The following is a 20,540-nucleotide window of genomic DNA, read 5'->3' on the forward strand; positions in this document are numbered from 1 at the left end:
CCCTCACGCTCCCTTCGCGGCCTTGAACAGTTCTGCCCGCACGTCGGTGTCCTCAGTCGCCTTGCGGTACGACTCGAGGGCGCTGCGGGCGTCCTCCGAAAGGTCCTTGGGGACGGCCACCTCGACCGTCACCAGCAGGTCGCCGCGCGTGCCGTCCTTGCGGACGGCGCCCTTGCCGCGGGCCCGCATCGTCCGCCCGTTCGGCGTGCCCTCGGGCAGCTTCAGGGTGACCGGCGGTCCGCCGAGGGTGGGCACCTTGACCTCGCCGCCGAGCGACGCCTCCGTGATGGTCACCGGGACGGTGACCGTGAGGTTGTCGCCCTTGCGGCCGAAGACCGGGTGGGCGTCGACGTGCACGACGACGTACAGGTCGCCCGCCGGGCCGCCCCGTTCACCGGGAGCGCCCTTGCCGCGCAGCCTGATGCGCTGCCCGTCGCTGACCCCGGCCGGAATGCGCACCTGCATGGTGCGGGAGGACTTGGCCCGCCCGCTGCCCTTGCAGGCCTCGCACGGCGTCTCGGCGATCAGTCCGCGGCCCTTGCAGTCCACGCACGGGTCGGTGAGGGAGAAGCCGCCACCGCCGCCCCGCGAGACCTGTCCGGTGCCGACGCAGGTCGGGCACACGCGCGGTGTGCCGTTCGCGTCGCCGGTGCCGGAGCACGCCTTGCAGGGGGCCTGGGAGGACATCCGCAGCGGGACCGTCGCCCCGTCCACCGCCTCGGTGAAGCTGAGCGTCACCTCGGACTCGATGTCCTGGCCACGGCGCGGCTGCGTACGCGTGCCCGCGCCCGCGCCGCCCCGGTTGAACAGGCCGCCGAACACATCGCCGATGCCGCCGCCGAAGCCGCCCGGACCGCCCTGGCCCTGGGCGCCGCCTCCGAAGAGGTCGCCCAGGTCGAAGTTGAACGAGCCGTTGCCGCCGGCGGCGCCGGGTCCCGGACGGAACCCGCCGCTGCCGAACAGGGCGCGCGCCTCGTCGTACTCCTTGCGCTTCTTGGGGTCACCGAGGATGTCGTTCGCCTCGGAGATCTCCTTGAAGCGCTCCTCCGCCTTGTCGTTGCCCTTGTTGGCGTCGGGGTGGTTCTCCCGGGCGAGCTTGCGGTACGCCTTCTTGATCTCGGCGTCGGTGGCGTCCTTGGGGACGCCGAGGACCTTGTAGTAGTCCTTCTCGATGAAGTCCTTGGTGCTCATCGGCCTCGACGTCCCTCCTTACCCGTGTGTGTGACGTCAGCCCTCTTCCGGGCCACCGTTCTCCTTCTCGGCATCCTTGTCGGCTGCCTCGTCCGCCTTCGCGCCCGGCTGCGGCTCGGCCACGGCCACCCGCGCGGGGCGGATGGTGCGCTCGCCGATCCGGTAACCCGGCTGCAGGATCGCCACACAGGTCGTCTCGGTGACGTCCGGCGCGTAGGAGTGCATCAGGGCCTCGTGCACGGTCGGGTCGAAGGGCTCGCCCTCCTTGCCGAACTGCTGAAGGCCCATCTTCGCGGCGACCGTCTCCAGGGATTCGGCCACCGACTTGAAGCCGCCGACGAGCTCGCCGTGCTCACGGGCACGGCCGATGTCGTCGAGAACGGGAAGCAGCTCGGTCAGGAGGTTCGCGACGGCGATCTCCTTGACCGTGACGCGGTCCCGCTCCACACGGCGCCGGTAGTTCTGGTACTCGGCCTGCAGGCGCTGGAGGTCCGCGGTGCGCTCGTTGAGCGCGGTGCGCACCTGGTCCAGCTGTGCTGTCAGGGCCACATCCGAAGCGGAAGCGGCTGAGTCCCCGGCCGGGGCCGCCCCCTCGCCCTTCTCGGGCGAGGCGGCGGCCTTCGACTCGGCGTCGTCGGGGGTGGCGCCGGAGGGGACGTCAGGCTCTTCGCTCTCGCTGAAGCCCGGGGTCTCCTCGGTCACGCGGCACCGTCCTTGCGGTCCTTGTCCTCGTCGACGATCTCGGCGTCGACGACGTCGTCGTCGGCCTTGGCGTCGCCCTGCGGGGCGTCACCCTGAGGAGCCTCGGCGCCCGCGGCCTGGGCGTCGGCGTACATGGCCTGGCCCAGCTTCTGCGAGACGGCGGCGACCTTCTCGGTGGCGGTGCGGATCTCGGCGGAGTCGTCGCCCTTGAGCTTCTCCTTCAGCTCGGTGAGCGCCTCCTCGACCTCGGTCTTCACCTCGCCCGGGACCTTCTCCTCGTTGTCCTTGAGGAACTTCTCCGTCTGGTAGACGAGCTGCTCGCCCTGGTTGCGGGACTCGGCGGCCTCGCGGCGGGCGTGGTCCTCGTCCGCGTACTTCTCGGCCTCTTCGCGCATCCGGTTGACCTCGTCCTTCGGCAGCGAGGAGCCACCGGTGACGGTCATCTTCTGCTCCTTGCCCGTGCCGAGGTCCTTGGCCGTGACGTGCATGATGCCGTTCGCGTCGATGTCGAAGGCGACCTCGACCTGCGGGACACCGCGCGGGGCCGGCGGCAGACCGGTCAGCTCGAACATACCGAGCTTCTTGTTGTACGCCGCGATCTCGCGCTCGCCCTGGTAGACCTGGATCTGCACCGACGGCTGGTTGTCCTCGGCCGTCGTGAAGATCTCGGAGCGCTTCGTCGGAATCGTGGTGTTCCGCTCGATGAGCTTGGTCATGATGCCGCCCTTGGTCTCAATGCCGAGGGACAGCGGGGTGACGTCGAGGAGCAGGACGTCCTTGACCTCGCCCTTGAGGACACCGGCCTGCAGGGCGGCGCCGATGGCGACGACCTCGTCCGGGTTGACGCCCTTGTTGGCCTCGTTGCCCGCGGTCAGTTCCTTGACCAGCTCGGCGACGGCCGGCATACGGGTCGAGCCACCGACGAGAACGACGTGGTCGATCTCGGAGAGGTTGATGCCCGCGTCCTTGATGACGTTGTGGAACGGCGTCTTGCAGCGCTCCAGAAGGTCGGACGTCAGCTGCTGGAACTGGGCGCGCGTGAGCTTCTCGTCCAGGTGCAGCGGGCCCTCGGCGGACGCCGTGATGTACGGCAGGTTGATCGTGGTCTCCGTGGAGGAGGACAGCTCGATCTTCGCCTTCTCGGCGGCCTCGCGCAGGCGCTGGAGCGCCATCTTGTCCTTGCCCAGGTCCACGCCGTGGCCGTTGTTGAACTGCTTGACCAGGTAGTCGACGACGCGCTGGTCCCAGTCGTCACCGCCGAGCTGGTTGTCGCCGTTCGTGGCCTTCACCTCGACGACGCCGTCGCCGATCTCCAGGAGCGAGACGTCGAAGGTGCCGCCACCGAGGTCGAAGACCAGGATGGTCTGGTCGTCCTTGTCCAGGCCGTAGGCCAGGGCCGCGGACGTCGGCTCGTTGACGATGCGCAGGACGTTCATGCCCGCGATCTCGCCGGCTTCCTTCGTCGCCTGCCGCTCGGAGTCGTTGAAGTAGGCCGGGACGGTGATGACCGCGTCCGTGACCTTCTCGCCGAGGTAGGACTCCGCGTCGCGCTTCAGCTTCTGCAGGATGAACGCGGAGATCTGCTGCGGGTTGAAGTCCTTCCCGTCCAGGTCGATCTTCCAGTCGGTGCCCATGTGGCGCTTCACCGAGCGGATGGTCCGGTCCACGTTCGTGACCGCCTGGCGCTTGGCGACCTCGCCGACCAGAACTTCGCCGTTCTTCGCGAAAGCGACGACGGACGGCGTGGTCCTGGCGCCCTCGGCGTTCGCGATGACGGTGGGCTCACCGCCCTCCAGAACGCTGACGACGGAGTTAGTCGTGCCCAGGTCGATGCCGACCGCACGTGCCATTTCGATTCCTCCAGCTACCTACTTGAGTGGAACTGGCTCAAGACTGCAACACCCTCCCCCTCGGCGTCAACAGACCTGAGTCCCACCCACTCAAGTTTTATCCTGCCCTTATCGGCAAACAGACTGGAGACATGCGTCTGACCTGGGCTTTTAAAAGGCTCCGGAAGCTCGTACGGAGATGATTACGCTACGAGCGAGGCGTAGAGGCACTCGGTGCGCTCGGTCCACACGGCTTCCCCGTACCGCTTCGCGTACACCGCGCGGCAGTGCTCCCGCAGCGTCGGGAAGACCTTCGCCGCGACGTCGAGCGCGTCGGGCAGGTACGCGTCCGGGGCGGTGACCGTCCCCGTGCCCTCGGACCGTACGGCACGCGGCACCGCCGACGTCCCCGTCCCCTCGAAGGCCAGCACCGGCAGCCCCGCCGCGAGCGCCTCCGCGTACACGAGCGGCACCGCCCTGCGCGCCTCACGCCCCGGCAGCACGAGCCCCCGGTACCCCGGCAGCGCCCGCCTGAGCTCCCCCCGCCCCACGGCCCCGCGCACCCGCACCGACGCCGGCGCCGCCGCCCGGCACCGCGCCTCCAGCGGTCCCGCCCCGACCAGATCGAGCCGCTCACCCGCGGGCCAGCGGCGCAGCAGTTCGAGCACGCCCCGCTCCGGCGCGAGCCGCCCGACGCACACCCAGGCGTCACCCGCCCCGCCGGCCCCGGACCCGGACCCGGACCCAGCCGCGGCACCGGCACCGGATCCCGCCTCCGCCGCCGCTTCCGCGACCGTGGGCACGAAGTCGGCCACCACGTCGAGGCGTTCCCGGGGCAGCCCGGCGCGCACGCACGCGTCCCGGCTCGCCTCCGAGAGGACGACGAGCCGGTCGGCCCGTCGCAGCAGCGGGTCCTGCCGCAGCCCGCCGCGCGGCGCCCACGGGAACTGCAGTGCGGCGAACCGGGAGCCCCGGTGGGGGCCGTGCCGCAGGGTGGCGACCACCGGGCCGGTCCACTCGCTGATCCAGGCACGGCCGAAGGCGGGGAACAGGTTGTGGACGTGCACGACGTCCGGGCCGAACGCCCGCAGGGTGGCGAGGGGGCCGCGGCCACGGCCGTTCGCCGAGACGAGGCGCACCTCGTGCCCGGCGCGGGTGAGCGCGGCGACCTGATCGAGGACGGCCTCGTCCTCGCCGCCGGGGGCGCCGAAACCGTGGACGACCGCGATCCTCATGGTCAGACCCCGGCCGCGGCGGTCGTGACCACGCCGAACGCGCCGCCCGCGTCGACGAGGGCCGCGTCCGCGATGTCGAGCAGCCCCAGCGCCGGCTCCCAGCCGGTGAGTTCGCGCAGGGGCCCGGGGTCCGGCTCGTACGCCTCCTCGCCCTCCCCCGCGTCCAGTTCCTCGTACGGGACGAAGCGGAGTGGGGACGGGGAGCCGGAGCGTTCGACGAGGACGCCGGCCAGGTCGGCGACGGCGGTCTCCTGCGTGCCGCAGACGTCGAAGACACGCCCGGGCGCGCCCGGTTCGGCGAGCAGTCGCAGCAGCGCGTCGACGGTGTCGGCGACGTGCGTGAGGCGCAGCCGCCGGGTGCCGTCGCCGTGGATGGTGAGCGGCAGGCCCGCGACGGCCTGTTCGGCGAGGCGCGGCACCACGGCGCCGGACGCGGCCGACTGGCGCGGGCCGACGGTGTGCCGGAGCCGGACCAGGATCGTTTCTTCACCGTGGCCCCGGCCGTCGTGGTCCCGGCCCTCCGCGACCGCGAGCAATCGGCGGCCGTGCCGCCGCGCTGCCTCGGCGACGGACCCCGCGCCCTCGGTCGCCAGGTGGACCACCACCTCGCAGCGGCCCGCGAGTTCGGCGACGAGCCGGGTGTCGAGGGCCGAGCCGCGCACGAAGCGGAGCCGGGGGCTGGGCCAGGCGGCGGCGAGGTTGGCGCGGTCGCCGGTGGACAGGTCGTCGAGGACGACGACGGTGTGCCCTTGGGCGAGCAGCGCATCGGTGAGGTGCGAGCCGACGAAGCCCGCGCCTCCGGTGACCAGATAGGTGGAGGATGCAGTGGTCGTCGGTGCGCTCATCCCCATAAGTTATTCCGTTATGTCCAAATATGGGGTGAATAACACGATCCGCTTTGGCGCCCCACACGGCTCCGCACAGGGTTACCTGGGCGACACAGATCACCAACCCGGCGACTACATTGCGTCCGGGTAAGTGGGTAGTCTCAGACGGACAACCTAAGTTACCGCTTAGTAATGACGTCCCCGAGAAGACTTCCCTCGCAGGCCCGAGGAGCCCCCAATGCAACTCGCCGCGATCATCGTGTCGCTGGTTACGATCGTGGTCGGCGCGGCACTGTTCGTCCGTGCCCTCCTGCAGATCTACAACTTCATGCGGCTCGGTCAGAACGTACCCGCAGGTACTCGCACCGATGAACCCGTGCAGCGCACCGTCACCGTGGCCAAGGAGTTCCTCGGCCACACCCGCATGAACAAGTGGGGCATCGTCGGCGTCGCGCACTGGTTCGTGGCGGTGGGCTTCTTCTCGCTGCTGCTGACGATCGTCAACGCCATCGGCCAGCTGTTCAAGGCCGACTGGCTGCTGCCGATCATCGGCGAATGGGCGCCGTACAACATCTTCGTCGAGTTCATCGGCACGATGACGGTCCTCGGCATCGCCGTCCTCATCGTGATCCGCCAGCTCAGCAGGCCGAACAAGCCGGGCCGCAAGTCCCGCTTCGCGGGCTCGAACTTCGGCCAGGCGTACTTCGTCGAGGCCGTCATCCTCATCGTCGGCGTCTGCATCTTCATGCTGCACGCCCTCGAAGGCGCCCAGCACCACGTCGACAGCTACGAGGCGTCCTTCTTCATCTCGTACCCCGTGGTGAACGCGCTGTCGGGCCTGGACGTCTCCACGCTCCAGACCCTCACGTACTTCTTCGCCGGTCTGAAGATCGCGACCTCGTTCATCTGGATGATCACGGTCGCCCTGAAGACCGACATGGGTGTCGCCTGGCACCGCTTCCTGGCCTTCCCCAACATCTGGTTCAAGCGCAACGCCGACGGTGACGTCTCCCTCGGCGCGCTGCTGCCGATGACCTCGGGCGGCAAGGAGATCGACTTCGAGGACCCGGGCGAGGACGACACCTTCGGCGTCTCCCAGGTCGAGCAGTTCTCCTGGAAGGGCCTGCTGGACTTCTCCACCTGCACCGAGTGCGGCCGCTGCCAGTCGCAGTGCCCCGCGTGGAACACCGGCAAGCCGCTCTCCCCCAAGCTCCTCATCATGTCGCTGCGCGACCACGCGCACGCCAAGGCGCCCTACCTGCTCGCCGGTGGCGGCAAGGACATGGAGGGCAATGAGAAGGCGACCGAGGAGCAGCTGAAGGACGTGCCCGCGGCCGCCCTCGCGGAGGCCGAGCGCCCGCTGATCGGCACGCACGAAGAGAACGGCGTCATCGACCCGGACGTCCTGTGGTCCTGCACCACCTGCGGCGCCTGCGTCGAGCAGTGCCCGGTCGACATCGAACACATCGACCACATCGTCGACATGCGCCGTTACCAGGTGATGATCGAGTCCGCGTTCCCGTCCGAGGCGGGCACGATGCTCAAGAACCTGGAGAAGAAGGGCAACCCCTGGGGCCTGGCGAAGAAGCAGCGCCTGGAGTGGCTCAAGGAGCTCGACTTCGAGGTCCCGGTCGTCGGCAAGGACATCGAGGACCTCACCGAGGTCGAGTACCTGTACTGGGTCGGCTGCGCCGGCGCCCTCGAGGACCGCGCCAAGAAGACCACCAAGGCCTTCGCCGAGCTCCTCAACATCGCGGGCGTCAAGTTCGCGATCATGGGCGGCGACGAGAAGTGCACCGGTGACTCCGCCCGCCGCCTCGGCAACGAGCCGCTGTTCCAGCAGCTCGGCCAGGAGAACGTCATGTCCCTCAACATGGCCTTCGGCGAGGAGTACGACGACGACGGCAAGGTCACCGAGGAGTCCAAGAAGCCCCGGACCGCCAAGAAGATCGTCGCGACCTGCCCGCACTGCCTCAACACGATCGGCAAGGAGTACCCGCAGATCGGCGGGGATTACGAGGTAATCCACCACACGCAGCTGCTCCAGCACCTCGTCGACGAGGGCAAGCTGACGCCGGTCACGCCGGTCGAGGGCATCATCACGTACCACGACCCGTGCTACCTGGGCCGCCACAACAAGATCTACTCCCCGCCGCGCGAGATCATCGCCAGCGTCCCGGGCGTCCGCAACGAGGAGATGCACCGCCACAAGGAGCGCGGCTTCTGCTGCGGCGCCGGTGGTGCCCGGATGTGGATGGAGGAGCGGATCGGCAAGCGCATCAACAACGAGCGCGTCGATGAAGCCCTTTCGCTGAACCCGGACATCGTCTCCACCGCCTGCCCGTTCTGCCTCGTCATGCTGACCGACTCGGTCAACGGCAAGAAGAACGACGGCAAGGCCAAGGAGTCCATCACCGTCGTCGACGTCGCCCAGCTGCTGCTCGACTCCGTCAAGACGCCGGTCGACCCGGCGGGCGAGGCGGAGACCGAGGACGCGCCGGAGCCGGAGCCGGTGAAGTAACTCCCGGCCCCGTACGCCGATTTGGGCGCCCCGTTCCTGGAATCTCCTGGAACGGGGCGCCCTCTTCTTTTGTTGCGTCCCGTACAACCCTTGCGGCCGATCCCGTGTCAAACGGTGCGCCGGACAAGGAACGGGCCCTTTCCGGTCATCCCCCCGCGCTGCCCGGTCTTCCTTCAGTCAAGGAGCCGCACGTGCGCAAGAACCGTCCGGCCGCCCTCGCCGCGGCCACGTTCCTTCTTCTCGCCGGTACGTACATCGCCGCCGCCCCGTCCGCGTACGCGGGCACACCCGGTGGCACCCGCGCGAACGACCGCAACACCGACTTCAACGGCGACGGCTACGACGACGTGCTCGTCGGCGCGCCCGGGGCCACCGTCAGCGGGCAGGCCGGGGCCGGGCTCGTCACCGTCCAGTACGGCGCGGCGAGCGGGATGGGGACGTCCCGCTCCGCCGTCCTCAGCCAGAGCACGGCCGGGGTGCCGGGCGCCGCGGAGAAGGGCGACGCGTTCGGGCAGGCCGTCGCCACCGGGGACCTCGACGGCGACGGCTACGACGACGCGATCGTCGGCGCGCCCGGCGAGGACCTCGGGACGGTCACCGACTCGGGCGGCGGCGTCGTCCTGTGGGGCACGCCCAGCGGCCTGTCCGGCGGCGCCAGTACGGGCCTGGAGGCCGACGAGCCCGCCGCGGGCGGCAAGTTCGGCCAGTCGCTCGCCGCCGCCCGCTTCACCGACGGCGGCGACGGCGACCTGCTCGCCGTCCTCGACTCGGTCGGCCTCGCGATCTTCCGCTACGAGGCCGCGCCCGCCGCCAGATCCACCGCGGGCGCGGGCAAGAACCTGGTCCGCGACTCCCGGACCGACTTCGCGCCCAAGGCACCGAAGGCCAAGGCCCCCAAGGGCAAGGCGCCGACCGCCACTGCGCGGGCCGCCACCCTCGCCGCGCCCACCGGCATCCAGCCCAAGTCCCTGACCACCGGCGACTACGACGCCAACGGCTTCGCCGACCTCGTCGTGTCCGGCCTCTCCGTCGGAGACGAGTCCGGCGACGGCTGGTCGTACGTCATCCCCGGCACGGCCTCCGACGCCGAACCGCTGCCGAACCTCACGCTGCGCGGCGGCCCGGTCGCCGCCTCCGGGGACGTCAACGGCGACGGCAAGGACGACCTCGTCACCGGTGAGCCCAACAGCCCCGACGACGGCGGCCCGTGGACCACGGGCGGCATGCTCGGCGTCCACTACGGCTCGGGCTCGGGCCTCACCGGGGAACCGCAGTGGTGGACGCAGGACTCCGACGGCGTGCCCGGCACCGCCGAGAAGGGCGACGCCTGGGGCGCCGACCTGTCCGTCGGCGACACGAACGGCGACGGGTACGCCGACGTCGCGATCGGCGCGCCCGGCGAGGACATCGGGACGGTCGTCGACGCGGGCGCCGTGACGGTGATGCGGGGCACCACCCTCGGCCTGCGGACCAGCGACGTACGGGACTTCAACCAGAACTCGGCGGACGTGCCCGGCGCGGCCGAGAAGGGCGACAAGTTCGGCGGCCAGGTCTCCTTCACCGACCCCAACGACGACGGCCGCTTCGGTCTCCTCGCGGCGGCGCCCGGCGAGAACACCAACGACGGTGTCGTGTGGGTGTTCTCCGCGGGGTCCGGCGGCGTCACGGCCGCCGGGTCGTGGACGTACGGGGCGGGGGCGCTGTCCGCTCCGTCCCTGGACGCGCGGTTCGGGGCGGCGATCGACGACTGACCGGCGCCCGACCGACGACGGAGCCGGTGCTCGCGTACAACCATTCACCGGCCCCCAGCCGTCACACCAGCGGAACACCGGTAACAACTGCCTCACCCAACGCTGGAGTTGACGTGCGTCTCACAAAACTCGCCATGGCCGCAGGAGTGGCCGCCCTCGCCGCGGGCGGCCTCACCCTCCCCCTCGCGGGGACCGCGACCGCCGCGACGAACCTCAAGGACGACTTCAACGGCGACGGGTACCGCGACCTCGCCATCGGCACGCCGAAGGCCAACGCCGTGACGGTCACGTTCGGTTCGGCGTCCGGCGTGGGCTCCGGCAAGGCCGTGACCATCACGCAGGCGACCTCCGGCGTCCCCGGAACCACCGAGAAGGAGGACGAGTTCGGGGAGAACGTCACCAGCGGAGACGTCGACGGCGACGGCTACGCCGACCTGATCGTCGGGGCCCCCGGCGAACAGGTCACCGACTGGGCGAGCGGCTCCCTGAACGTCGTGTGGGGCGGCGCGAACGGCTTCACCAAGGGCGCCACCGTCTACCACGCGCCCTCCGCCGACGACCGGCGCTTCGGCGAGGGCGCCGTCTTCGTCGACCTCGACGGCGACGACCACGCGCAGCTCGCCGTCGTCAGCGCCAAGAAGTACTGGTGGTACTCCGAAACCAACAAGCCGGAGGACGCCTACGCGCCCGAGGTCGATTTCGTACCGTCCGACGTGACCCTGGAGGGCCTCACCGCCGACCAGTTCCGCAAGCCGGGCGTCGGCGAGACCTACACCTACGTCCTCTACGGCAAGCACGCCGACGGCAGCCCCTACACGGGGTGGATGCACGGCGGGCCCGGCGACATCGGCTACTACTCCGGGCGGATCGACGGACAGTACGCCGGCTCCACCACCGAGTCCGCCGCCACCGGCGACGTGAACTGCGACGGCTACCCGGACCTCGTCACCGGCCAGTCCGCCGACAACTCGGTCTGGGTGTTCTACGGCGGATCCACCATCTTCACCGACGAGATGGAGGGCATGGACAAGGTCACCCAGGACAGCGACGGGATCCCGGGCGCGACGGAGTCCGGGGACGGGTTCGGCGCGTCCGTGGCCGTCGGCGACGTGGACGGCGACGGCTGCGACGAGGTCGCGGTCGGCGCGCCCGGCGAGACCGTCGACGGCGTGCGCGGCACGGGCTCGGTCGTCGTCCTCAAGGGCGGCAAGGGCTACATCACCGCCGGCCGCTCCTACCACCAGGACACCGCCGGGGTGCCGGGCGTCGCGGAGACCGGCGACCGCTTCGGGTCGAGCGTCCGGCTGAAGGACATCAACGGGGGCGGCCGCGCGGACCTGTCCGTCGCCGCGTCCGGCGAGGACATCGGCTCGGCCGCCGACGCGGGCGCCGTCACGGTGCTGCGGGGCTCGTCGCCGTACCTGACAACGACGGGCGTGACGTCGTTCAACGGCTCGGACTTCGGACTGCCCGGCGCGGGCATCGAGTTCGGCACGTCCCTGCGCTGACGGCCCCGGCCCCCGCCCTGCCATCATGTGGACGTTGTGAACTCTTGTGACGGGCGGGGGCTTTGTCGATGGGGGCGTTGTCGGTGGGGGCGTTGTTGATGCCGGGGCACATACGAAGAAGCGGCGGGATGCTGTGCGCCGTGCTGCTGGCCGCCGCCCTCACGGCGTGCGGCAGCCACGACGACGGCGCGGGCCGCCGCCCCGCGACCGCGGCGGGCGAGCAGCAGCGGAGCGCGCCGCTGCCGATCCCGCACGGCAAGGGCAGCAAGGTCCCCAGCGACTTCAACGGGGACGGCGCCCCCGACCTCGTCATCGACGACCTCGCGCACGACGGGCTCGGCGACGACCCCGGCATCGGCGTCGTCTACGGGCGCGAGGGCCACGGACTCGTCTTCGCCACCCGGCAGTTGCTGACCCCGGCGAAGTACGCGGCGCGGACCAAGGGGCGGGCCCCGGCGACGTTCGCCTCCGAGGCGAGCTGCGACCTCGACCGGGACGGCTACACCGACCTCGTGGTCTCCACCGACCCGCCGTACGACGGCCAGGGCATGCCGCCCGTCCCGCTCCAGATCCTCTTCGGCTCGCCCACCGGCATCTCCGCCAAGGGCGTCACGCTGAAGATCCCCGCGCGGGCCCGGTTCGGCAACGAGTGGCCCGACCAGCCGGTGTGCGGGGACTTCGACGGCGACGGCCGCGACGACCTGGTGGTGCACGCGAGCGGCGGCCGGCTCAGCGTCCTGCCCGGCCCCTTCACCCGCGCGGGCGCCCCGCGCGGCACGGCCGGCATCGCCCAGGCCGGCGGCAACGTGCCGACCGGCCCCGCCGCCGACCTGAACGGCGACGGCGCCGACGACATCCTGGTCCGCGCCCACACCGGCACGGCCCGCTCCTCGATCGCCCTCGGCGGCCGCGCCGGCTTCACGACGGGCGCCACGCACCCCTCAGGCACGGCAGCCGTGGCCGGCCGCTTCGGGGTGGCGGTCCTGGGCAAGGACGGACTGCGCCTGGGCGGACGCACGCTCGACGTCACCGGGGACCGGCTGCTGCCGGCCGGCCGCGACGTACTCGTCTCCGACGCCGACACCACGTACCTGATCCACGCGGGCACGCCCCGCCGCCTCCCGGCGAAGGGCCACGCGATCGCCGCGGCGGACTACGACGGCGACGGCCGCATCGACGCGGCCCTCCAGTCGACCGCCCCCGACCGCCTGACCATCGTCCCCGGCGCCCCTCAGAGCCCCCGCCACCCCACCTTCACCACCCGCGACTTCGCCGGCTGACCCGGGAAACCCGACCCCTTCCCCGTACAACCCTCCTGCCCCACCAACGGTCTCCTGTTAGCCGAACGCGGCGTCATGCCCGGGTCAACTCCCGGCGAACACCCCGCGAACGGCACCCCGTTGACGGGACTCCCGCCAGGCGTCCCCTTCCCGCAGGAGCCAACCCAATGGCCAAGCACAGACGCACGCCCGCCCCTTCCCGGACCCGCATCCGCCTCGCGACCGCGACGGCCACCGCCGCCGCGCTCACCGGCGGCCTCCTCGCCGTCTCCGCCACGAGCGCGGGAGCAGCGGACTCCGTGCACCACCCGCAGGCCGACTTCAACGGGGACGGATACGGCGACGTGGCGATCTCCGCGGGCGACGCCACCGTGTCCGGCAAGAAGCAGGCGGGCGACATCGTCGCCCTGTACGGCTCCGCGAGCGGCACCACGTCCACCAAGCGGACCACGATCAGCCAGGACACCTCCGGCGTGCCCGGCACCGCGGAGACCGACGACGGCTTCGGCTGGTCCAGCGCATACGGCGACTTCAACCACGACGGCTTCGACGACCTCGCCGTCAGCGCCCGGTGGGAGAAGGTCGGCACCGACGTCAACGGCGGCACCGTGGCCGTCCTGTGGGGCTCGGCGAGCGGCCTGTCCGGCGGCACCACCATCACCGACCCGGCCGTCTCCTCCCACGACCTGTGGGGCAAGGCCCTCGCCTCCGGCGACTTCGACGGCGACGGAAAGGACGACCTCGCCATCGGCTCGTCCTCCGCCACGGTCCACGTCTACAAGGGCGGCACCACCAAGTCCGCGTCGCTCGGCGGCCGTTACACGGTCCGGCCGGACATCGTCAGCGGCGGCGGCACGGGCCCGCTCAGCCTGTTCGCCGGCGATGTCAACGGCGACAGCAGGTCCGACCTCGTCGTCAACGGCTTCGAGACCGACAGCGACATGGGCTACAACACCAACTACTACGTGCCCGGCTCCGACACCGGCCTGACCACCAGCGGCGCACAGCAGCTCAAGCGCGGCATCATCACCGGTATCGGTGACGTCAACGGCGACGGCTTCGGCGACATCGTCACCGGCCAGGAGTGGGACCCGGACCTCAAGAACGCCGACGGCAGCACGGTCACCGTCCCCGGCTCCGTCACCGGCGGCCAGATCCACATCACGTACGGCTCGGGCACGGGCCCCGCCGCCGCCACGGACATCTCCCAGGACACCGGCAACGTGCCCGGCGGCTCCGAGCGCGGCGACTGGTTCGGCAGCGAGCTCTCCGTCGGTGACGTCAACGGCGACGGCTACGTGGACGTGGCCGTCGGCGCCGCCGGCGAGAACCTGGACGGAGTCGTCAACGCCGGTTCCGTGACCGTCCTCTACGGCTCGGCCGAGGGCCTGAACACCACCTCGGGCAGCCAGTTCTTCGCCCAGTCCACGGCCGGCGTCCCCGGCAGCGACGAGAAGGACGACTACTTCGGCAGCGAGGTGAAGCTCGCCGACACCAACAAGGACGGCAAGGCCGACCTGGTCGTCGGCGCGATCGGCGAGAACGGCAGCAACGGCGCCCTGACCTACCTGCCGTCCGACGGCACGAAGATCACCGCGACCGGCTCCCGCTCCATCTCCACGTCGGCCGCGGGCGTCAGCACCGACGGTTCCCCGCGCTTCGGCGCGAACGCCGCCAACTGACCCTCCGCACATGCCCGTACGCCACCGGGCCGGGCCCCTTCGCGGGTCCGGCCCCTGTGGCGTACGCCCTCAGTGGCGTCCGCACAACGTGGCATCCGCCCGAAGTGGCATCCGCACCCCTCCACCAGTCCCGCCCCGGACCACCGGCCCCCGCAGGAGCACCGCCTTGCGCACCAGAACTCTCAGCCTCACCGTCGGCGCCGCCCTCGCCGCCGGCCTCCTCGTCCCGCTCGCCTCGGCACCCGCGACCGCGGCCCCGGCCAAGTACGCCGACGACTTCAACGGCGACGGCCATCGCGACTACGCGTACGCGAGCTACAGCGCCCAAGGCGGTGGCAGCGTCGCCGTCGTGTACGGCACGGCCGACGGCCCCGGCACCACCACGAAGCGCATCAGCCAGGCGAGCACCGGAGTGCCCGGCGCCGACGAGGCCGACGACATGTTCGGCGAGGTACGGGCCGCGGCCGACTTCGACGCCGACGGATACGGCGACCTCGCCGTGGCCGCGACCGGCGAGAAGGGCTCGCACGGCGTCGGCCAGGGCGCGGTCACGATCCTGTGGGGCTCGGCCACCGGCCTTGCGACCGGCACCACGCTGCCGAACAAGAACCCGGACTCGTACAACGCCATGGGCAAGGACCTGGCGACCGGCGACTTCAACGGCGACGGCAAGCAGGACCTGGCCCTCGTCAACGGCGCCGTCACCTACGTCTACCGAGGCCCGCTCACCCGCTCCGGCACCACCGGCACCGTCACCAAGCACGACAAGACGAGCTCCTTCTACTCCACCGCCCTGATCGCGGGGAAGGTCAACGGCGACGGCAAGACGGACCTCGTGATCGTCGGCGACGTCGTCACGTCCTCGTACATCGCCTCGGACGCCTGGTTCCTCAAGGGCGGCAGCTCCTCACTGACCTCCGGAGCGACCCTGCGCCTGGAGTCCGAGACCGGCAACGGCGGCAGCGCCGACCGCGGCGGCGACGGCGTCATCGCAGACTTCGACAAGGACGGCTACGGCGACATCGCCATCGGCACCGCCCTCTACTCCAAGCACAAGGGCCGCCTGAGCGTCTGGTCCGGCTCCTCCAGCGGCCCGTCCGGCAGCACCCGCATCACGCAGTCGAGCAGCGGAATGGCCGGAACCCCGGAGAACTACGACGAGTTCGGCTCCTCGATCTCGGCGGGCGACGTCAACGGGGACGGCTACCAGGACCTCGCCGTCGGCGTGCGCAACGAAGCGATCGACGGCAAGGAGAGCGCGGGCGGCGTCCACGTCCTCAAGGGCAGGTCGTCCGGCCTGACCGGCACCGGCTCGCAGTGGTTCGCCCGCAACAGTGCGGGGGTGCCCGGCGCGCTGGAGTCGGACGACGGGTTCGGCGGCCTCGTCCGACTGCGCGACACGAACCGCGACGGGTACGCCGATCTGTACATATCGGCAGGCGTCGGCTCGCTGCGGCTGCCGGGCTCGGCCGCCGGCAGCACGACGGCCGGAGTGACGTCGGCCGACGAGCTCCCGATCGAGGCCTTCCTCCAGCCCTAGGGGCCGTCCCAGGGCACTCCCTTAGGGGATGTCACAGGTCAGCCGCAATGCCGGGCCCGAACCCCGGGCCCGGCATTCCGTGCGTGGAAACCAGGTACGTTCGAGTACGTGGCTGGATTCAGGAACGGACGCGGCCGGGACAACCGCGAAGCGCCCCAGGGGCACCCTCCGTACGGGCCCCCTCAGCAGCAGCACGGATACGGGCAGCAGCAACAGCACCGGCAGCAGTGGCCGCAGGCGAACGGCGGGCACGGGGAACCGGAGTACTTCGGCGATCCGAACGCGCCGCGGGCCCACGACCCGTACGCCGCGAACAACCCCGGCCACACCCAGGCCTTCTCGGTGAACCCCGGCGACGACCCGTACGCGTACGGGCAGGGCTCCACCTACCAGGCGGGCGCGGCCGCCCCGGCCGGACCGATCGGCCCCCGCCTGCACTGGAAGCCGCTGCTGTCCGGAGTCGTCCTGCGCCCCGCGCCGACGTATCTCCAGATGCGCGACTACGCGATGTGGGGCCCGGCCCTGATCGTCACGTTCCTCTACGGACTCCTGGCGATCTTCGGCTTCGACGGCGCCCGCGAGGACGTCATCAACGCCACGATGTCCTCGGCGATCCCCTACGTCCTGACGACCGGCATCGCGATCACGATCAGCTTCTTCGTGCTCGGCGTGGTCACCCACACCCTGGCCCGCCAGCTCGGCGGCGACGGCGCCTGGCAGCCCACGGTCGGCCTGTCCATGCTGATCGCCTCGCTCACCGACACCCCGCGCCTGCTCTTCGGCATGTTCCTCGGCGGCAACGCGATGTTCGTGCAGCTCATCGGCTGGGCGACCTGGATCGCGGCGGGCGCCCTGCTGACCACGATGGTCTCCAAGTCCCACGACCTGCCCTGGCCGAAGGCGCTCGCGGCCTCCGCGATCCAGCTGATCGCCCTGCTCTCGATCATCAAGCTGGGCACGTTCTAACTGGTTCCCGGCGACCGCCTTCCGGCACACGAAATGAGGGGCCCCGCGGGGCCCCTCATTTCATTGCTCGTCACACCGCTCAGGCGTCGAGGACCTGGCCCTCGCGCTTCACGACGGGCGGTTCAACACTCCACGGGAAGTTGATCCACTCATCGGTCCGCTTCCACACGTACTCGCACTTCACGAGCGAGTGGGACTTCTCATAGACGACGGCCGAGCGGACCTCCGCCACCGTGTCGAGGCAGAAGTCGTGGACGAGCTTCAGCGTCTTGCCGGTGTCCGCGACGTCGTCGGTGATCAGGACCTTCTTGTCGCTGAAGTCGATCGCGTTGGGGACCGGGGCGAGCATGACCGGCATCTCGAGGGTGGTGCCGACGCCCGTGTAGAACTCCACGTTCACGAGGTGGATGTTCTTCACGTCCAGCGCGTACCCGAGGCCGCCCGCGACGAAGACGCCGCCGCGCGCGATGCTCAGGATGATGTCGGGCTGGTACCCGTCGTCCGCGATGGTCTGCGCGAGTTCGCGCATGGCGACCCCGAACTTCTCGTACGTAAGGTTCTCGCGCACGGGGCTGACGTCGCTCATATCGCTGCTGCTCACACCTGGGTCCGATGGAAGTTGAGGAAGGAACGGGAGGCCGTCGGGCCGCGCTGTCCCTGGTAACGCGAACCGTAGCGCTCGCTGCCGTACGGGAACTCGGCGGGTGAGGACAGCCGGAACATGCACAGCTGGCCGATCTTCATGCCGGGCCACAGCTTGATGGGGAGCGTCGCGAGGTTCGACAGCTCCAACGTCACGTGGCCGCTGAAGCCGGGGTCGATGAAGCCCGCCGTGGAGTGGGTCACGAGGCCGAGGCGGCCGAGCGAGCTCTTGCCCTCCAGGCGCGAGGCGAGATCCTCGGGCAGGGAGATGACCTCGTACGTGGAGGCGAGCACGAACTCACCGGGGTGCAGGATGAAGGGCTCGTCGCCCTCCGGCACCACCATCCGCGTCAGCTCCGACTGCTCGACGCTGGGGTCGATGTGCGGGTACTTGTGGTTCTCGAACACCCGGAAGTACCGGTCGAGACGCACATCAATACTCGACGGCTGAACCATCGACTCGTCGTAGGGATCGATGCGCACCCGTCCGGCGTCGATCTCGGCCCGGATGTCCTTGTCTGAGAGAAGCACGTAGCGAGGATACGCAGTGGGCGCGGGCCCGCCACAATCGGCGGGGCCCGCGCCCACTGTCACTGGTGCCGCTTACCGCTCGTCCGGTCCCACAGGAACGGCGTGCCGAAGTCGCGCGCACCGCGGACACCGAATCAGCCGGCTGGGACCGAGTCGGTCCGCCTGCTGCATCGGGAACGAAGCGGTGCTGAACACGTGCCCTTCGGCACATCGGACGACGGTGCGATCCATCGAGTCCATCAAGTCCCGGAGTCCCTTCCCCACGGAGCCATTGGGCCAGTTTCCTGACCGACGACGGAAAGCAACATTACGGGATGAAAGGGACGCCAATCCAGGCGGCACCCCGAGGTGAATCGTCCTCGGCCGGAGACCCCACCGTACGCTTCAACTCCCTTCACCCGCAGTCACTTCCAGCCCTCACAACGCAGCCGGGCCCCGGGGCTTCAGCGCCCGGGGCCCGGCATGGGGTACAGTGTCGCCAGTACGGATCGCTTCAACGGCCGTACCGCGCGGGTGTAGTTTAATGGTAGAACATAAGCTTCCCAAGCTTAGAGCGCGAGTTCGATTCTCGTCACCCGCTCCACCGCTAAGGCCCAGGTCATCGACCTGGGCCTTTTTGCTGTGCGGATTCGCTCAGGCGTCGCGTGCCACATCCGACATGGCTCAGAAGTTGCTCAAGACTCTCCGTTGCGAGTACCGCGAAGCCGGATGATCTGTCACGGTCATCCCACCGTGCAGCGGGGCAGCACATTCGCAGACCCCGAAGCCGGTCAAACAAGGGGGGCACATGTTCGGAGTGCTGGGGCTGGGCGAGATCATTTCCGTGTTCGTCGGGGTTGCTGTTGTCGCCGGACTGGGCGTGATCGCGATCCGACGGTTCGGTGCACGGAAGCAGTAGGAGACGGCAGCCTGGAACCACTGAAACCCCAGGCCGAGGGCCTGGGGTTTTTTCGTGTGGTCAGATCGTGTCGAGGTCGCGGGTGCGGGTTTCCGGGAGGGCGAGGGCGCAGAGGAGGGAGAGGAGGGCCATGGCGCTCATGAACCAGCCGCCGACCGGGGCGCTGTAGGTCTCGGCCAGGGCCGTGACGACGAGGGGGGCCGCTGCGCCGCCGAGGACGCCGCCGAGGTTGTAGGAGAAGCCGGCGCCGGAGTAGCGCAGGCGGGTCGCGAAGAGTTCGGGCATGTAGGCGCCGGCCGGGCCGTAGATGATGCCCATGCAGAGCAGGGCGCCGCTGAGGGCGACGGCGATGAGGACGTAGTTGCCGGTGTCGAGGAGCGGGAAGAGGACCGCGCCCCAGACGACGCCGAACGCGGCGCCGCCGATGATGAGTTTGCGGCGGCCGACGCGGTCCGACCAGCGGGCGACGGCGTAGGTGGAGATGCCGAGGACCGTGACGGCGACGAGGGTCAGGAGCAGCATGTCGTTCTTGGGGATGCCCAGGTCGTCGGTCGTGTACGTCATGCAGTAGGTGGCCGCCGTGTAGAACATCACGTAGACGACGGTGATCATGCCCGCGCCGAGCAGCATCTCCTTGGGGTGGTTGCGGAAGGCTTCGGCGAGGGGGGCCTTGGCGGTTTCTTGTTCGGCCGTGACCTTGGCGAAGGCCGGGGTTTCGGAGATCTTGAGGCGGATGGCCAGGCCCACCGCGACCAGGACGAAGGACAGCAGGAACGGGATGCGCCAGCCCCAGCTGTCGAAGGCCGCGTCGTCCAGGAGCGTCGACATCAGGAGGAACGTGACGGTGGCGGCGAAGTAGCCGACGGGCGAGCCCATTTGGGGGGCCGCGGCGTACAGGCCGCGTTTGCCCTTGGGGGCGTGTTCCACGGCGAGGAGGGCCGCGCCGCCCCACTCGCCGCCGAGGCCGAGGCCCTGGATGAGGCGGAGCAGGACCAGGAGGACCGGGGCCAGCACGCCGAGGGTGTCGTAGCCGGGGAGCAGGCCGATCAGGCCCGTGGACAGGCCCATCATCAGGAGCGAGACGACCAGGACGGCCTTGCGGCCCACCCGGTCGCCGAAGTGGCCGAAGATCGCCGCGCCCAGGGGGCGGGCCGCGAAGCCGACGGCGAAGGTGGACAGGGTGGCCAAGGTGCCTGCGGCTTCCGACAGTTCGGGGAAGAAGGCCTCGTTGAGGACGAGCGCGGCGGCGGTTCCGTAGATGTAGTAGTCGTAGAACTCGATGGCCGTGCCGATGAAGCTCGCCGTCGCGATCCGGCGCATGCCGGACGGCGGTGTGGCGGGGACGGTGCCGCCCGCGGTGGCGGGCGAGGCGGATGAAGGCATGGGCCGGCCTCCGGAGGGGCGGTGAGGGTCAGGGACTCCGTCGCGGAAGGCGAG

General features: G+C 70.4%; 15 protein-coding genes and 1 tRNA gene. 8 read left to right on the forward strand and 8 right to left on the reverse strand.

Annotated features, from left to right (window positions below; genetic code table 11):
- Window positions 1-3 precede the first annotated feature (3 nt).
- The 5 genes from dnaJ to ACFV9W_RS21860 all read right to left on the reverse strand — a co-directional run bounded on the left by dnaJ (window position 4) and on the right by ACFV9W_RS21860 (window position 5,802).
- Complete coding sequence (gene dnaJ / locus ACFV9W_RS21840; protein WP_385763328.1) at window positions 4-1,191, reverse strand: molecular chaperone DnaJ; 1,188 nt, start codon at window positions 1,189-1,191, stop codon at window positions 4-6.
- A gap of 36 nt (window positions 1,192-1,227) precedes the next feature.
- Window positions 1,228-1,893, reverse strand: coding sequence for a nucleotide exchange factor GrpE (grpE, locus tag ACFV9W_RS21845; RefSeq protein WP_385763331.1), 666 nt, complete (start codon window positions 1,891-1,893; stop codon window positions 1,228-1,230).
- Complete coding sequence (gene dnaK, locus ACFV9W_RS21850) at window positions 1,890-3,743, reverse strand: molecular chaperone DnaK (RefSeq protein ID WP_385763333.1); 1,854 nt, start codon at window positions 3,741-3,743, stop codon at window positions 1,890-1,892. Before dnaK ends, grpE begins: the two co-directional genes overlap by 4 nt.
- Window positions 3,744-3,925: 182 nt before the next feature.
- On the reverse strand, window positions 3,926-4,957 hold the full coding sequence (locus ACFV9W_RS21855; RefSeq protein ID WP_385763334.1) for a glycosyltransferase family 4 protein: 1,032 nt from the start codon (window positions 4,955-4,957) through the stop codon (window positions 3,926-3,928).
- 2 nt (window positions 4,958-4,959) lie between these two features.
- Window positions 4,960-5,802, reverse strand: a complete 843-nt coding sequence (locus ACFV9W_RS21860) for an NAD-dependent epimerase/dehydratase family protein (protein WP_385763336.1) — start codon at window positions 5,800-5,802, stop codon at window positions 4,960-4,962.
- A gap of 220 nt (window positions 5,803-6,022) precedes the next feature.
- Here ACFV9W_RS21860 and ACFV9W_RS21865 point away from each other — a divergent pair, with 220 nt between their 5' ends.
- The 7 genes from ACFV9W_RS21865 to ACFV9W_RS21895 all read left to right on the forward strand — a co-directional run bounded on the left by ACFV9W_RS21865 (window position 6,023) and on the right by ACFV9W_RS21895 (window position 17,032).
- Entirely contained in the window at window positions 6,023-8,305 is a 2,283-nt protein-coding gene (locus tag ACFV9W_RS21865; protein WP_385763339.1) for a (Fe-S)-binding protein, read from the forward strand.
- A gap of 191 nt (window positions 8,306-8,496) precedes the next feature.
- Window positions 8,497-10,056, forward strand: coding sequence for an esterase (locus ACFV9W_RS21870; RefSeq protein ID WP_385763341.1), 1,560 nt, complete (start codon window positions 8,497-8,499; stop codon window positions 10,054-10,056).
- Between the two features lie 134 nt (window positions 10,057-10,190).
- Window positions 10,191-11,564, forward strand: a complete 1,374-nt coding sequence (locus ACFV9W_RS21875) for an FG-GAP repeat protein (RefSeq protein WP_385763343.1) — start codon at window positions 10,191-10,193, stop codon at window positions 11,562-11,564.
- A 128-nt stretch (window positions 11,565-11,692) separates the two neighbouring features.
- Entirely contained in the window at window positions 11,693-12,844 is a 1,152-nt protein-coding gene (locus ACFV9W_RS21880) for an FG-GAP repeat domain-containing protein (RefSeq protein ID WP_385763345.1), read from the forward strand.
- Between the two features lie 167 nt (window positions 12,845-13,011).
- Entirely contained in the window at window positions 13,012-14,526 is a 1,515-nt protein-coding gene (locus tag ACFV9W_RS21885) for an FG-GAP repeat protein (RefSeq protein WP_385763347.1), read from the forward strand.
- A 166-nt stretch (window positions 14,527-14,692) separates the two neighbouring features.
- Window positions 14,693-16,066 carry an FG-GAP and VCBS repeat-containing protein gene (locus ACFV9W_RS21890; protein WP_385763349.1) on the forward strand — a complete coding sequence of 458 codons (1,374 nt, stop codon included), beginning with the start codon at window positions 14,693-14,695 and terminating at the stop codon, window positions 16,064-16,066.
- 108 nt (window positions 16,067-16,174) lie between these two features.
- The gene (locus tag ACFV9W_RS21895; protein ID WP_385763351.1) at window positions 16,175-17,032 is read left to right on the forward strand and encodes a Yip1 family protein; all 858 of its coding nucleotides are present in this window, start codon (window positions 16,175-16,177) and stop codon (window positions 17,030-17,032) included.
- Between the two features lie 79 nt (window positions 17,033-17,111).
- Here ACFV9W_RS21895 and ACFV9W_RS21900 read toward each other — a convergent pair whose 3' ends face one another.
- The gene (locus ACFV9W_RS21900) at window positions 17,112-17,618 is read right to left on the reverse strand and encodes a phosphoribosyltransferase (protein WP_385763441.1); all 507 of its coding nucleotides are present in this window, start codon (window positions 17,616-17,618) and stop codon (window positions 17,112-17,114) included.
- An 11-nt stretch (window positions 17,619-17,629) separates the two neighbouring features.
- Window positions 17,630-18,205 (reverse strand): dCTP deaminase, encoded by a 576-nt coding sequence (gene dcd / locus ACFV9W_RS21905; RefSeq protein WP_385763353.1) that lies wholly within the window; start codon window positions 18,203-18,205, stop codon window positions 17,630-17,632.
- A gap of 509 nt (window positions 18,206-18,714) precedes the next feature.
- On the opposite strand from dcd, the gene ACFV9W_RS21910 reads away from it, so the two are divergent.
- A tRNA-Gly gene (locus ACFV9W_RS21910) sits at window positions 18,715-18,788 on the forward strand.
- Window positions 18,789-19,163: 375 nt separating this feature from the next.
- Here ACFV9W_RS21910 and ACFV9W_RS21915 read toward each other — a convergent pair.
- On the reverse strand, window positions 19,164-20,486 hold the full coding sequence (locus tag ACFV9W_RS21915; protein WP_385763356.1) for an MFS transporter: 1,323 nt from the start codon (window positions 20,484-20,486) through the stop codon (window positions 19,164-19,166).
- Window positions 20,487-20,540: the final 54 nt, after the last annotated feature.

The organism is Streptomyces sp. NPDC059897 (assembly GCF_042730865.1).
In the GTDB taxonomy this organism is placed as follows: domain Bacteria; phylum Actinomycetota; class Actinomycetes; order Streptomycetales; family Streptomycetaceae; genus Streptomyces.

Bases quoted from the DNA above. Each gene is read 5' to 3' on its own strand.
- dnaJ (WP_385763328.1), bottom strand. From the start codon at position 1,191: ATGAGCACCAAGGACTTCATCGAGAAGGACTACTACAAGGTCCTCGGC.
- dnaK (WP_385763333.1), bottom strand. From the start codon at position 3,743: ATGGCACGTGCGGTCGGCATCGACCTGGGCACGACTAACTCCGTCGTC.
- ACFV9W_RS21855 (WP_385763334.1), bottom strand. From the start codon at position 4,957: ATGAGGATCGCGGTCGTCCACGGTTTCGGCGCCCCCGGCGGCGAGGAC.
- ACFV9W_RS21860 (WP_385763336.1), bottom strand. From the start codon at position 5,802: ATGAGCGCACCGACGACCACTGCATCCTCCACCTATCTGGTCACCGGA.
- ACFV9W_RS21865 (WP_385763339.1), top strand. From the start codon at position 6,023: ATGCAACTCGCCGCGATCATCGTGTCGCTGGTTACGATCGTGGTCGGC.
- ACFV9W_RS21875 (WP_385763343.1), top strand. From the start codon at position 10,191: ATGGCCGCAGGAGTGGCCGCCCTCGCCGCGGGCGGCCTCACCCTCCCC.
- ACFV9W_RS21880 (WP_385763345.1), top strand. From the start codon at position 11,693: ATGCTGTGCGCCGTGCTGCTGGCCGCCGCCCTCACGGCGTGCGGCAGC.
- ACFV9W_RS21885 (WP_385763347.1), top strand. From the start codon at position 13,012: ATGGCCAAGCACAGACGCACGCCCGCCCCTTCCCGGACCCGCATCCGC.
- ACFV9W_RS21900 (WP_385763441.1), bottom strand. From the start codon at position 17,618: ATGAGCGACGTCAGCCCCGTGCGCGAGAACCTTACGTACGAGAAGTTC.
- ACFV9W_RS21915 (WP_385763356.1), bottom strand. From the start codon at position 20,486: ATGCCTTCATCCGCCTCGCCCGCCACCGCGGGCGGCACCGTCCCCGCC.